An 11908-nucleotide genomic window follows, 5' to 3' on the forward strand; every position below is an offset into this window, starting at 1 on the left:
CCCCCGTGGGATTTCCCGGGGGCTTTTGCTATCATGGCCTATTCTTTTTCCGGCGCGCCCCACGCTGTTCTGTTTTTCCAAGGAATCCGCCATGCAACCTCTTAGCGGCCCCGGTGTGCCGGTCGATCGTTCATCTGTCAATCCGCAAACCGGCGTAACGCGTCACGGTTCCGTGGCCGGTGAACAGCCTCTTTCGCCTGCGCAGCGCACGACGTTAGAACGCCTGATCGTGCGTATCTCTTCGCTCAGCAATCTTAAAGCGCCTGAACTCTGGGCGGGGCTCCGTCATGAAGTGGGCGTCAAGAGTGAAGCGGAGTTGCAGTCGCGTCATTTTCCGGCAGCGGAGCAGTATCTTAATAACCGCCTAACACAGACGCAAAATGGACATGCCACCCGCCTGCTGATGACCCAGCTCACCGACTTGCTGCCCAAGGGCAATAACCGCCAGGCTGTCAGCGATTTTATCCGTCAGCAATTTGGCCAGACAGTGCTTAGCGCGCTGAGCCAGGATCAGTTGCGCCAGGTGCTGACGATGCTGCAGAACGGGCAGATGACGATTCCCCAGCCGCAGCAGATTCGCGTCAGCGACCGTACGCTGCTGCCTGCTGAGCACCATACGCTGAATCAGCAGGTGGTGCGCCTTGCCGCTGCCACCGGCGAATCTACCGGTAAGCTGTGGACGGCTGCGCTGAAGCTGGTGAACCTGACCAGCGGCGATCCGATCCCGTCACGTCACTTCCCGCTGCTGACCCAATATCTCCAGGTGCGCCAGACGCTGAGTCAGCACAGCGCCCCTACGCTGCACTTGCTGGAAGCCTCCCTGAAACAGCCGCTTGATCAGCAGGAGCGGCAGCAGCTGGAGGATTACAGCCAGCAGCGTTTTCAGGCCACGCCACAGACGGTGCTCACGGTGACGCAGACTCAGGATTTGCTGAATTTTCTGTTCAGCCGTCGCGCAGACCGGGCAGAAAAACTGCACGAACAGCCGCTGGCTGCCAGCGAGATTAAACCGCAGCCGATCTGGTCACCCTTTGTCGCCTCGCTGCCGCCGCCGATTCAGTCACTGGCAGGGCGTCCGCTGTTGGGTTTCTTTATTGCACTGGTCGTCATCACCCTTTTACTCTGGCTGGTACTCTGAGCTAACAGCCACAGGATGCTTTGGTCGCGGTAACGGGCCATTCACCCGCCGCATCACCCCAGGTCAGCGGATGACCATCACGTTTCCAGAAATCCAGCCCGCCAATTAACTCCTTTACCTGAAAGCCCAGCGATGCCAGCTTCAGGGCCGCTTTCGTCGAGCCGTTACAGCCAATGCCGTCACAATAAGTGACATACACTTTGCGGCGATCAAGCCGGGCCGTCGTGCTGGCATCCATCCCGCGATGCGGAAAGTTGATGGCGCCGCAGATGTGCCCGGCGCGATAAGCCTCCGGCGCACGCGCATCAATCACCACGATAGCCTGACGCTGCTGCTCCAGGTCTTCCGCCAGATCCCACGCGTCGGTGTAATACGCGAGTTTTGACTGCAGATAGTCGAGGCTTTGCTGCGGCGTGGCGGCCGGAATGCGTAAAACTGATGACATAGCGATTCTCCTGTTGTGATGAATTCGCAGTTTACGGCAAAGTGGACTGCTTACTGATACCCATTCTTCATCAGGGATAAGACCGATATGCCTTCACCGCTGTTACAACTTTTCCAGCATCAGACCAGTGGCGGCGTGCGTGAACGTCTCTGCGCGACCCTTCGGCTGGCGATTAACCGGCACCATCTGCGTGCGGGTCAGCAGTTACCCTCCAGCAGACAGCTGGCGCTGGATCTGCACCTTTCACGCGTGACGGTGGAAGCGGCCTACGGACAACTGGAGAGTGAAGGCTATCTGCGACGTGAAACCGGTCGCGGTACTTTTGTCGCCATCATCATCCCCGGCACACCCTCATCTTTGCCGACACGGCATCAGCCCGCCCGTTTTTCGGCGCGCGGCCAGCAGGTGCTGGCAACCGGTGGCTGTCAGGATCCCCCTTTTCCTCACGCGTTCGCATCCGGTTCACCGGAGTTACGTGCGTTTCCTCACGACACCTGGCGACGCCTGAGCAGCAGCGTACAACGTTCTCTGGGCAGCACCGCAATGGGATATGGCGATCCCTGTGGCTATCTGCCGTTACGCAGTGCACTTGCTGATTATCTGACACTCTCCCGGGGCGTCGCGTGCCAGCCGGAGCAGGTCATCATTCTGACCAGTTCCCAACAGGCGCTGCAGTTACTGAGCATGATGCTGGTCGATCCTGGTGATGAGGTGTGGATGGAGGAGCCGGGCTATCCCGGTGCCCGCAATGCCTTCCTGGCTGCAGGCGCACAGGTGCGTGGGATTGTTGTTGATGCCGAAGGCGCCCTGCCCACCAGTGGCAGTGCAACGCTCATGTACCTGACGCCCTCGCATCACTATCCCACCAGCGTCACGCTCAGCCTGCCGCGACGTCTGGCATGGCTGGACTGGGCACAGCGCAACCAGAGCTGGCTGATAGAAGACGATTACGACAGCGAGTTTCACTACAACGAACGTCCGATTCCTGCATTGCAGGGTCTGGACCGGCATCAGCGGGTCATTACGCTGGGCACCTTTTCGAAGTCGCTGTTTCCTTCCCTGCGGCTGGCCTGGATGGTCGTGCCGCCGGCGCTGGTTACGCCCATAGGCCGTGCACGGAGCGTGCTGGATGGGCACAGCGCCCTGCTGCCGCAGGCTGTCACCGCCGCCTTTCTGCAACAGGGACATTTCGCCAGCCATCTGCGCCTGATGCGTCAGCTCTATCACAGCCGTCGCGATCGGTTGCTTGAGCAGATTGAGCAGCGGCTCTCGCCGTGGATCACGCCAATAGCCAGCGGCGGTGGATTACAGCTGACGGTAACAGTACAAAAGGATGAAGCACGCTTAACCGCGCTGGCAACACAACAGGGATTGCTGCTACCGCGACTGAGTCCGCTTTATGCCGGACACGCATCTCAACAAGGCTGGATGCTCGGTTTTGCCGCGCTGACGCCTGACGAGATTGTGGCAGGATGCGATAAGTTGCTGCGGCTACTGCAGCGGGAGGGTTAATACCGAGGGGTAAATGAGGTAACGGAGATGGGCTTTAAAAACAAAAAGGGCCGGCAAGCCGGCCCTTCAGAGTACTGATTACGCCTGATATTTACGCATGGTCAATGTGGCGTTGGTGCCGCCAAAACCAAAGCTGTTAGACATCACGGTGGTCAGCTCTTTTTCCACTGGCTCAGTCACAATGTTCATGCCGGTTGCTGCCGCGTCCAGCGAGGTGATGTTGATGCTTGGCGCGATAAAACCATGCTCCAGCATCAGCAGCGAGTAGATCGCTTCCTGCACGCCAGCGGCACCCAGTGAGTGGCCGGTCATTGCTTTGGTCGCAGAGATGTATGGCGTGTTATCGCCAAACACTTCACGAATCGCACCCAGCTCTTTCACATCACCTACCGGGGTAGAGGTTCCGTGGCTGTTCAGATAGTCGATGGGTGTATCGACACCGTGCATCGCCATCTTCATGCAGCGTACTGCGCCTTCGCCGGATGGCGCAACCATGTCTGCACCGTCTGACGTCGCACCGTAACCGACGATTTCGGCATAGATGTGCGCACCACGAGCCAGCGCATGCTCCAGCTCTTCAACAACGACCATGCCGCCGCCACCTGCAATAACAAAACCGTCGCGCTCGTTGTCATAGGTACGTGACGCTTTTTCCGGGGTGTCGTTGTAACGGGTAGAGAGCGCGCCCATCGCGTCGAATTCACAGGCCATTTCCCAGCACAGCTCTTCGCCGCCGCCAGCAAAAACGATATCCTGCTTGCCGAGCTGAATCTGCTCAACAGCATTACCGATACAGTGCGCCGAGGTGGCACAGGCGGAGCTGATTGAGTAGTTTACGCCATGAATCTTGAACGGCGTGGCGAGGCAGGCAGAGACGCCAGAAGCCATCGCTTTGGTCACCACGTAAGGGCCAACCGCTTTCAGGCCACGTGGGCTACGCATCGCATCAGCACCAAATACCTGGAAACGAGGAGAACCGCCGCCTGAGCCTGCAATCAGACCCACACGTGGGTTGCTCTGATACATTTCAGTGGTGAGGCCGGAATCTTTAATCGCTTCTTCCATGGAAAGATAAGCATAGATTGACGCATCACTCATAAAACGCACAACTTTGCGATCGATGAGGCCGGTGGTATCCAGTTTAACGTTACCCCAGACGTGACTACGCATGCCGGAATCTTTCATCTCTTCAGAAAAGGTGATGCCAGAGCGTCCTTCACGCAGAGATGACAGCACCTCCTGCTGGTTATTACCAATACTGGAAACGATCCCTAAGCCAGTAATCACAGCACGTTTCATTCAATCTTCCTCATCCACTTCTTCTTAATTGGCATGCACTCTAGCGTACACTTGTACGCCGAACAAGTCCGATCAGCTATTTCCTTTTGTAAATTTGCGTCATGTCACGTGGGTCGCTAAAATCGCGCCACTGCCTGAAAAATGAGCCTTTACCGTGAAATTAACCCCGGTCGAACATGCGCAGCTAAACTGGAATGAACAGGGTACACCTGTTTCCCGAGCGTTTGGCGACGTCTATTTCTCTAATGACAATGGTCTGGAAGAGACACGCTATGTCTTCCTTGGCGGCAACGGTTTTCCCCAGCGTTTTGCTGAGCATCCACGGGATCTGCTGATCGTGGCGGAAAGCGGTTTTGGCACCGGCCTCAATTTTCTGACGTTGTGGCAGGCGTTCGATGCGTTTCAGCGTGACCAGCCTGATGCCACTTTAAAACGTCTGCATTTCATCAGCTTTGAGAAATTTCCGTTAACCCGTGATGACCTGGCTGCGGCGCAGCAGCACTGGCCTGAACTGGCCCCGTGGGCGGCGGCGCTGCAGGCGCAATGGCCCGCCGCCCTGCCCGGCTGTCAGCGACTGCTGTTTGACGGCGGACGTATCACCCTCGACCTGTGGCTGGGCGATATTAACCAGCTGATGGGAGAGCTGGATGAGAGCCTGAATCATCAGGTGGATGCCTGGTTCCTGGATGGTTTCGCGCCGTCGAAGAACCCGGATATGTGGACGCCAGCACTGTTCAGCATGATGGCAAAACTGGCGCGTCCGCAGGGGACATTCGCGACCTTTACCGCCGCAGGCATTGTCCGGCGCGGTCTGCAGGAGGCCGGCTTTGACGTCATCCGCCGCAAAGGATTTGGTCCCAAGCGCGAAATGCTATGCGGACCTTTACAGGATGCACCTGCGCTGCCTGCCGGGCAGCCCTGGTATCATCGTCAATCAGCGGCGCAACATGATGTTGCGCTCATTGGCGGCGGCGTTGCCAGTGCCACGCTGGCGCTGGCGCTGCTGCGTCGCGGCTGGCGGGTGACGCTTTACTGCGCCGATGAGGCGCCGGCGCTGGGTGCGTCCGGCAATCGTCAGGGAGCACTCTATCCGCTGCTCAATCAGCACGACCCGGCGCTTGCCACCTTTTTCCCGGCAGCATTCAGTTTTGCCCGGCGGCTCTACGATCAGTTAACTGTCGCCTATGAACATCACTGGAGCGGTGTGCTGCAACTGGGCTGGGATGAGAAAAGCCGCAAGAAGATCGATCAGATGCTGGCGATGGGCCTGCCTGAATCCATCGCCCGTGGCGTTAATGTGGATGAGGCAGAGACGCTGGCGAATGTCGACCACGGCTGTGGCGGTATTTTCTACCCGCAGGGCGGCTGGCTTTCACCGGCTGAGCTGACCAGCGCGATGCTGGCGCATGGCGAAACCCAGGGATTACGCATTCACTGGCTGCATCGCGTCAGCGAACTTTCACGCGAGGGCGATCACTGGACGCTGACGTTCAGCGATCGTCCGGCGGTCCGTCATGCCACGGTGGTGCTGGCAAACGGTCATGCGATAGCCGACTTTGCGCAGAGCGCCCCGCTGCCAGCCTATCCGGTGGCCGGTCAGGTAAGCCATGTTCCCTCCACGCCGGGGCTTAATGCACTCCACACCGTGCTCTGTTACGACGGCTATCTGACGCCCGTCAGCCCACAGTTTGGTACTCACTGCATCGGTGCCAGCTATCACCGTGGCGAAACCGCCACAGATTACCGGGAAGAGGATCAGCAGGAGAACCGCAGCCGCCTGTTGCATTGCCTGCCTGACAGCCGCTGGGCAACAAACGTGGATGTCAGTGGCGGTGAAGCAAGAATGGGCGTGCGTTGTGCCACGCGGGACCACCTGCCGATGGTGGGCGGCGTACCGGATTATGATGCGACGCTTAAGCAGTATGCTGATTTACCGACCCAGCTTGCAGCAGGTCATGACATCGCTGACGCACCTGAGTTTACGGGCTTATACCTGTTTGGGGCGCTTGGGTCGCGCGGCCTGTGCAGTGCACCGCTGGCAGCCGAAGTGCTGGCAGCCCAGCTGACCGGCGAGCCACAGCCGCTGGATGCCAGTACGCTGGCAGCCCTCAATCCTAATCGTTACTGGGTAAGGAAATTACTGAAGGGAAAAACGGTTTAACTGGCGATGATAAGGGCGGCATGCCGCCCTGCACTGTCAGGCGGAGAGCTGACGAGCCTGGACAAACAGGTTGTCCCACATCCCCACCACTAATGCCTGATCGCGCGGCGAGAGTTCACCCGCCGCAATGGCATTTTGCAGGCTGCGGGAGACCTGAATCTGCAGCGCTTCTGGCGTATGTTCGCCCAGTTGCTCCACCTCGGCCACGGCCAGTGTCAGATGCCCGCGCAGATAACCGCTGGCGAACAGCTCATCGTCACTGGCATGCTCGACCATGTCGTCAATCAGGGCCAGAATACGCGCTTCAAATTCTGCGATCATCTTAATTCCTCTATTTATAATGCCTTTCTGCATCACAGATCGTCCGGCCAGGGAAACTGCGACGCTGTTAATGACGGCCTGCCATAAAATTCCGCCAGGGCGGTAATAAAACGCGCGGGACGGTCGGGAATGCCCGACGTCAGATAGCTCATGACCTGAGCATGGACTTTACGCTGAAACGCAATGCGATCCGGCTCACAATCTCCATCGAGATTGTCACAACTCACGTTGAAGGGAAAGCCTGCCGCCGTACAAAACATCCACTCCAGCGCCTGCGGCTTCACTTCCACGGCTTCAAACTGACTCTGGGTCAGCGCGTCGCGACCATCCGGGCAGTACCAGTAGCCAAAATCGACCAGTTTGCGGCGGGCTTCACCGGCGATGCACCAGTGTGAGATCTCGTGCAGAGCGCTGGCGTAGAAGCCGTGGGCAAAGACCACGCGGTTCCACGGCGACTCTGCATCCGCAGGAAGATAGATCGGTTCATCGTCGCCTTTAATTAGACGGGTCTGAAATTCATCGCTGAAACAGCGATCAAACAGCGTGATCAGCTGTTCATAATGATGAGTCGGGTTCATGACGGTATCACGTAAAAAGTTACGAATGCAGCGTGGCCAGCCAGGCCAGAACGTCGCTGCCGTGGCTGTCCCACAGTAATTTAATGCTCATGACGGCAGAGACAATGACCACCATCGGGCGGATCAGTTTCTGTCCGCGGCTCAGCACCAGCCGCGCGCCCAGACGCGCGCCGCAGAACGCGCCGAGCATCATAACCAGGCCTGTTCCCCACACCACTTTGCCGCCGAACATAAAGAACAGCAGGCTGCCCAGGTTTGAAGTGAAGTTAAGGACCTTGGCGTGCGCGGTCGCTTTGGCCAGGTTGTAGCCGCAGAGCGTGACGAAAGCCAGCGCATAAAAGGAGCCTGCGCCCGGTCCGAAAAATCCGTCGTAGAATCCTACTGCTCCGCCGCCCACCAGCGCATAAGCCAGGCCATGCAGGCGGCGCGCCTGATCCACTTCCCCCAGGCGCGGCATCAGCAGGAACCACAGGCCGATGGCGATTAAAAACAGCGGCAGCATCTGGCGCAGAAAATCCGCCTGCAGGCGCTGAATCAGTATCGCACCCAGCACGGACCCCATCAGCGTCATGGCGATATTCAGCCACTGTTCATTCAGCTTCACTGCACCGCGTCGGACAAAGTAGAGACTGGCGGAAAACGATCCGCCGACTGATTGCAGTTTATTGGTCGCCAGCGCCTGGGCAGGAGAGAGGCCCGCCGCCAGCAACGAAGGTACCGTAAGTAATCCCCCGCCACCCGCGATTGAATCAATAAAACCGGCCAGCATGGCGATTAAAAACAGCAGCCCGACCAGCAGCGGGCTGACCACAAACCAATCCATGGAATCCCTTACAGTAAATGTTTATCCAGCAGGGCCTGACAGGCAGGCGGCAGCGGCGGTGGCTCACGTTTCACCGGTGCACCAGAACCCGGTTGCTTCGGCAGGAACCAGCTCTGCAGTTCTGCGCCACAGCCATCGCCTGGCGGCGGTGCAGGCTGATCTTCACAGCCAATACTGCCTGCCGGGCAGCGCAGCCGCACATGCATATGGGCACGATGAGCAAACCACGGACGCACTTTACGCAGCCAGTCGCGATCGTTACCTGCATCAGCACAAAGCTGCTTTTTAATTGCCGGATTGACGAAGATGCGTGTGACATCATCATCTTTGGCCGCCAGTTTAATCAGGCTGTCGATTTCCGGCTGCCAGTGGCGCGCAATGACATTTTTATCGCTTGGCCCAACCAGATCCAGCGGCTGCGGCTTCAGCAGTTGCTGCGCGCTCCAGCGGCTTTTTGGTAGCTGCAGCCAGATATCTACATCCAGTCCGGTCTGATGACTGGCGTGACCGCTGCTGAAGCGCCCGCCTGCTGCCATGCCCATGTCGCCAATCAGCACGTTACCCAGTTGCAGGTTATGCACCTGGGTGCTGAGCCGCTGAATAAACTGAATCAAATCGGGATGACCGAAATAACGCCGCTGATCCTGCCGCATCACCTGATAGTTGGGTGAATTCAGCGGCAGCGACTGCGCGCCAACAATACAGCCATTGGCAAAGCCGCCAATAGATTGCGGTGCGCCGCTGATTGGATGCTGAATGTTTTGCCACGGCGTCGCCGCCAGGCTTGAGGCGCTGATCAGCAGCGCACTCAGGGTAAGCAAGAGCGCTTTCATGCCATCACCAGCGCGGCACGGAGCTGTTAACATCACCGTTCTGCGCCCGCTGGCGCAGCAGATGATCCATCAGCACGATCGCCATCATCGCTTCCGCGATCGGCACGGCACGGATCCCCACGCAGGGATCGTGACGACCTTTGGTGATCATCTCCACTTCTTCGCCATCGCGGGTAATGGTTTTACCCGGCACGGTGATGCTGGAAGTCGGTTTCATCGCCACATTGGCGCTGATGATCTGACCGCTGCTGATACCGCCCAGAATGCCACCCGCGTGATTGCTCTTGAAACCATCGTGACGGATCTCGTCGCGATGCTGACTGCCGCGCTGGTTTACCACCGCAAAGCCGTCACCGATTTCGACGCCTTTGACGGCATTGATACTCATCAGCGCATGCGCCAGATCGGCGTCCAGTCGGTCGAAGACCGGCTCGCCCAGGCCTGGTGGCACGTTCTCAGCCATGACAGTGACTTTAGCGCCAATGGAGTCGCCCTCTTTTTTCAGGCCGCGCATCAGTTCGTCCAGCGCTTCCAGCTTGCCAGCATCCGGGCAGAAGAACGGGTTCTCTTCTACGATGCTCCAGTCTTTCAGCTCGCAGGCGATATCACCAATCTGTGACAGATAGCCGCGCACCACCACACCGTGTTTCATCTGCAGGTATTTCTTGGCGATGGCACCTGCCGCCACACGCATCGCGGTTTCGCGCGCCGACGAGCGGCCGCCGCCACGGTAGTCGCGCTGACCATATTTCTGCTCGTAGGTGTAATCCGCATGGCCCGGACGGAACAGATCTTTGATCGCGCCGTAATCCTGCGAGCGCTGATCGGTGTTCTCAATCAGCAGACCAATTGAGGTGCCGGTCGTCACGCCTTCAAACACACCGGACAAAATTTTCACCTGATCCCGCTCGCGGCGCTGCGTGGTATAGCGCGATGTGCCAGGACGACGACGATCGAGATCGTGCTGAATATCGGCTTCGGTCAGCGGGATGCCTGGCGGCACGCCGTCAACAATGCAGCCCAGCGCAAGACCGTGGGACTCGCCGAAGGTGGTTACTCGAAAAAATTGCCCGATGCTGTTTCCGGCCATGCTGTTTCCTTCTCAGGGTTTGGCGGGCGATACTTCGCCCCACTTTTAGTCTTTATAAAAAGAGAAATGGTGTTGTGCGTCGACAATCTGCTGGCGCGTCAGCGTAAAGACGCCGTCACCGCCGTTGTCGAATTCCAGCCAGGTAAAGGGCACATCGGGATACTGCTCGATCATGTGCACCATGCTGTTGCCCACTTCGCAGACCAGAACGCCCTGCTCGCTGAGATAGTCAGGTGCACACGCCAGAATACGGCGCACCAGCTTCAGGCCATCGCTGCCTGCCGCCAGACCCAGCTCAGGTTCGTGACGATATTCGTTTGGCAGATCATCCATGTCTTCCGCATCCACATACGGCGGATTCGTGACGATCAGATCGTATTTTAGCTGTGGCAGTTCGCGGAACAGGTCAGCACGAATTGGCGTCACCTGATGAATCAGTCCATGCTCTTCAATATTCTGCTCGGCGACGGCCAGCGCACCGGTGGAGATATCCACGGCGTCCACTTCCGCTTCCGGGAAGGCATAGGCGCAGGCAATCGCGATGCAGCCGCTGCCGGTACACATATCCAGAATATGACGCGGCGGCGTGCTGACCAGGCCGGCAAAGCGGTTCTCAATCAGTTCGCCAATGGGTGAACGTGGAACCAGCACGCGCTCATCCACAAAGAATTCGTGACCGCAGAACCAGGCTTTATTGGTCAGATAGGCGACCGGAATGCGCTCGTTGACGCGACGGATAACGCGCTCAACGATCAGCAGACGTTCGCTGGCGGTCAGACGCGCGTTGCGCATATCTTCCGGAATATCCAGCGGCAGCCAGAGTGACGGCAGGACCAGTTGAACGGCTTCGTCCCAGGGATTGTCTGTACCATGTCCGTACCAGATTCCGGCAGCGGAAAAGCGGCTGACCGCCCAGCGCAGCATGTCCTGAATGGTGTGCAGTTCGTTCACTGCCTCATCGACGAAAATTTTGTCCACGTAGCCCTCCGCAGGCCTTTTGCTAAATCGGCCAGTAGTGTGCCATGAAGCCGGGGAGAATTCAGCGCAGCGAGGTGAAAAAGCTGACATTTAATGACACTTAACGGTAAGGTAGCGGCTCTGCTGTGTGACAGCCTTTTCTGATATGACTGACCTGCCATGAGTAAAAAAACACCACTAAGCCCGGATGATGAAGCGCTGTTTCGCCAGTTAATGACCGGAACACGTCAGTTAAAACAGGACACCTTTGTCCATAAAGCGCCGGTGAAAACCCGCCAGATTCCAGTGAAACGTCTGCTTTCAGAGCAGGCGGACAACAGTCACTACTTTTCGGATGAGTTTCAGCCGCTGCTTTCTACGGAAGGGGCAACCCGTTACGTTCGCGCCGATGTCAGTCACTTTGAGCTGAAAAAATTGCGTCGCGGCGACTATACGCCAGAGATTTTCCTGGATCTGCACGGATTAACGCAGCAGCAGGCCAAGCAGGAGCTGGGGGCACTCATCGCCGCCTGCCGCCGTGAACATCTGTTCTGCGCCAGCGTCATGACCGGTCATGGGAAGCATATTCTGAAGCAGCAGACGCCGCTGTGGCTGGCCCAGCATCCGTGGGTGATGGCTTTTCATCAGGCGCCGAAGATGTTTGGCGGTGACGCCGCGCTGCTGGTATTGATTGAGATTGAGGAGTGGCAACCGCCTGAGTTGCCATAAAAGGGGCCGACGGGATCGGCCC

Annotated in this window: 12 protein-coding genes; 4 read left to right on the forward strand and 8 right to left on the reverse strand. The window is 58.0% G+C overall.

Annotated elements, in window-relative coordinates; genetic code table 11:
- The first annotated feature begins 91 nt into the window (after positions 1-91).
- Positions 92-1138, forward strand: a complete 1047-nt coding sequence (gene flk / locus Q7C21_RS02050) for a flagella biosynthesis regulator Flk (protein WP_003854279.1) — start codon at positions 92-94, stop codon at positions 1136-1138.
- A gap of 1 nt (position 1139) precedes the next feature.
- On the opposite strand, the gene Q7C21_RS02055 is transcribed toward flk, so the two are convergent.
- Positions 1140-1583, reverse strand: a complete 444-nt coding sequence (locus Q7C21_RS02055) for a rhodanese-like domain-containing protein (protein WP_003854280.1) — start codon at positions 1581-1583, stop codon at positions 1140-1142.
- A gap of 87 nt (positions 1584-1670) precedes the next feature.
- On the opposite strand from Q7C21_RS02055, the gene Q7C21_RS02060 reads away from it, so the two are divergent.
- The gene (locus tag Q7C21_RS02060; RefSeq protein WP_008926488.1) at positions 1671-3095 is read left to right on the forward strand and encodes a PLP-dependent aminotransferase family protein; all 1425 of its coding nucleotides are present in this window, start codon (positions 1671-1673) and stop codon (positions 3093-3095) included.
- 78 nt (positions 3096-3173) lie between these two features.
- Here the strand turns inward: Q7C21_RS02060 and fabB are convergent, their stop codons facing one another.
- Positions 3174-4394 carry a beta-ketoacyl-ACP synthase I gene (gene fabB, locus Q7C21_RS02065; RefSeq protein ID WP_003854282.1) on the reverse strand — a complete coding sequence of 407 codons (1221 nt, stop codon included), beginning with the start codon at positions 4392-4394 and terminating at the stop codon, positions 3174-3176.
- Between the two features lie 154 nt (positions 4395-4548).
- Between fabB and mnmC the strand changes: the two genes are divergently transcribed.
- Complete coding sequence (mnmC, locus tag Q7C21_RS02070; RefSeq protein ID WP_375150316.1) at positions 4549-6555, forward strand: bifunctional tRNA (5-methylaminomethyl-2-thiouridine)(34)-methyltransferase MnmD/FAD-dependent 5-carboxymethylaminomethyl-2-thiouridine(34) oxidoreductase MnmC; 2007 nt, start codon at positions 4549-4551, stop codon at positions 6553-6555.
- 36 nt (positions 6556-6591) lie between these two features.
- Here the strand turns inward: mnmC and Q7C21_RS02075 are convergent, their stop codons facing one another.
- From Q7C21_RS02075 to prmB, 6 genes are read right to left on the reverse strand one after another with little or no spacing between them, the layout of a single operon-like run.
- Entirely contained in the window at positions 6592-6876 is a 285-nt protein-coding gene (locus Q7C21_RS02075; protein WP_003854283.1) for a YfcL family protein, read from the reverse strand.
- Between the two features lie 32 nt (positions 6877-6908).
- A complete protein-coding gene (locus Q7C21_RS02080; RefSeq protein WP_003854284.1) occupies positions 6909-7454 on the reverse strand; it encodes an elongation factor P hydroxylase in 546 nt (181 codons plus the stop codon).
- A 19-nt stretch (positions 7455-7473) separates the two neighbouring features.
- Entirely contained in the window at positions 7474-8277 is an 804-nt protein-coding gene (locus Q7C21_RS02085) for a sulfite exporter TauE/SafE family protein (RefSeq protein ID WP_003854285.1), read from the reverse strand.
- 8 nt (positions 8278-8285) lie between these two features.
- Entirely contained in the window at positions 8286-9110 is an 825-nt protein-coding gene (gene mepA / locus Q7C21_RS02090) for a penicillin-insensitive murein endopeptidase (RefSeq protein WP_375150317.1), read from the reverse strand.
- Positions 9111-9114: 4 nt separating this feature from the next.
- Positions 9115-10200 carry a chorismate synthase gene (gene aroC, locus Q7C21_RS02095; protein WP_375150318.1) on the reverse strand — a complete coding sequence of 362 codons (1086 nt, stop codon included), beginning with the start codon at positions 10198-10200 and terminating at the stop codon, positions 9115-9117.
- 45 nt (positions 10201-10245) lie between these two features.
- On the reverse strand, positions 10246-11178 hold the full coding sequence (gene prmB, locus Q7C21_RS02100; RefSeq protein WP_008926490.1) for a 50S ribosomal protein L3 N(5)-glutamine methyltransferase: 933 nt from the start codon (positions 11176-11178) through the stop codon (positions 10246-10248).
- Positions 11179-11337: 159 nt separating this feature from the next.
- Between prmB and smrB the strand changes: the two genes are divergently transcribed.
- Positions 11338-11886, forward strand: a complete 549-nt coding sequence (gene smrB / locus Q7C21_RS02105) for an endonuclease SmrB (RefSeq protein WP_008926491.1) — start codon at positions 11338-11340, stop codon at positions 11884-11886.
- Positions 11887-11908: the final 22 nt, after the last annotated feature.

This window comes from Pantoea sp. ANP04, from assembly GCF_041982285.1.
GTDB classification, from domain to species: domain Bacteria; phylum Pseudomonadota; class Gammaproteobacteria; order Enterobacterales; family Enterobacteriaceae; genus Pantoea; species Pantoea eucalypti.

Excerpts from the sequence above, each read along its gene's own strand:
- Q7C21_RS02080 (WP_003854284.1), bottom strand. The coding sequence starts at position 7,454 with ATGAACCCGACTCATCATTATGAACAGCTGATCACGCTGTTTGATCGC.
- mepA (WP_375150317.1), bottom strand. The coding sequence starts at position 9,110 with ATGAAAGCGCTCTTGCTTACCCTGAGTGCGCTGCTGATCAGCGCCTCA.
- Q7C21_RS02085 (WP_003854285.1), bottom strand. The coding sequence starts at position 8,277 with ATGGATTGGTTTGTGGTCAGCCCGCTGCTGGTCGGGCTGCTGTTTTTA.
- flk (WP_003854279.1), top strand. The coding sequence starts at position 92 with ATGCAACCTCTTAGCGGCCCCGGTGTGCCGGTCGATCGTTCATCTGTC.
- aroC (WP_375150318.1), bottom strand. The coding sequence starts at position 10,200 with ATGGCCGGAAACAGCATCGGGCAATTTTTTCGAGTAACCACCTTCGGC.
- Q7C21_RS02055 (WP_003854280.1), bottom strand. The coding sequence starts at position 1,583 with ATGTCATCAGTTTTACGCATTCCGGCCGCCACGCCGCAGCAAAGCCTC.
- Q7C21_RS02075 (WP_003854283.1), bottom strand. The coding sequence starts at position 6,876 with ATGATCGCAGAATTTGAAGCGCGTATTCTGGCCCTGATTGACGACATG.
- Q7C21_RS02060 (WP_008926488.1), top strand. The coding sequence starts at position 1,671 with ATGCCTTCACCGCTGTTACAACTTTTCCAGCATCAGACCAGTGGCGGC.
- fabB (WP_003854282.1), bottom strand. The coding sequence starts at position 4,394 with ATGAAACGTGCTGTGATTACTGGCTTAGGGATCGTTTCCAGTATTGGT.
- smrB (WP_008926491.1), top strand. The coding sequence starts at position 11,338 with ATGAGTAAAAAAACACCACTAAGCCCGGATGATGAAGCGCTGTTTCGC.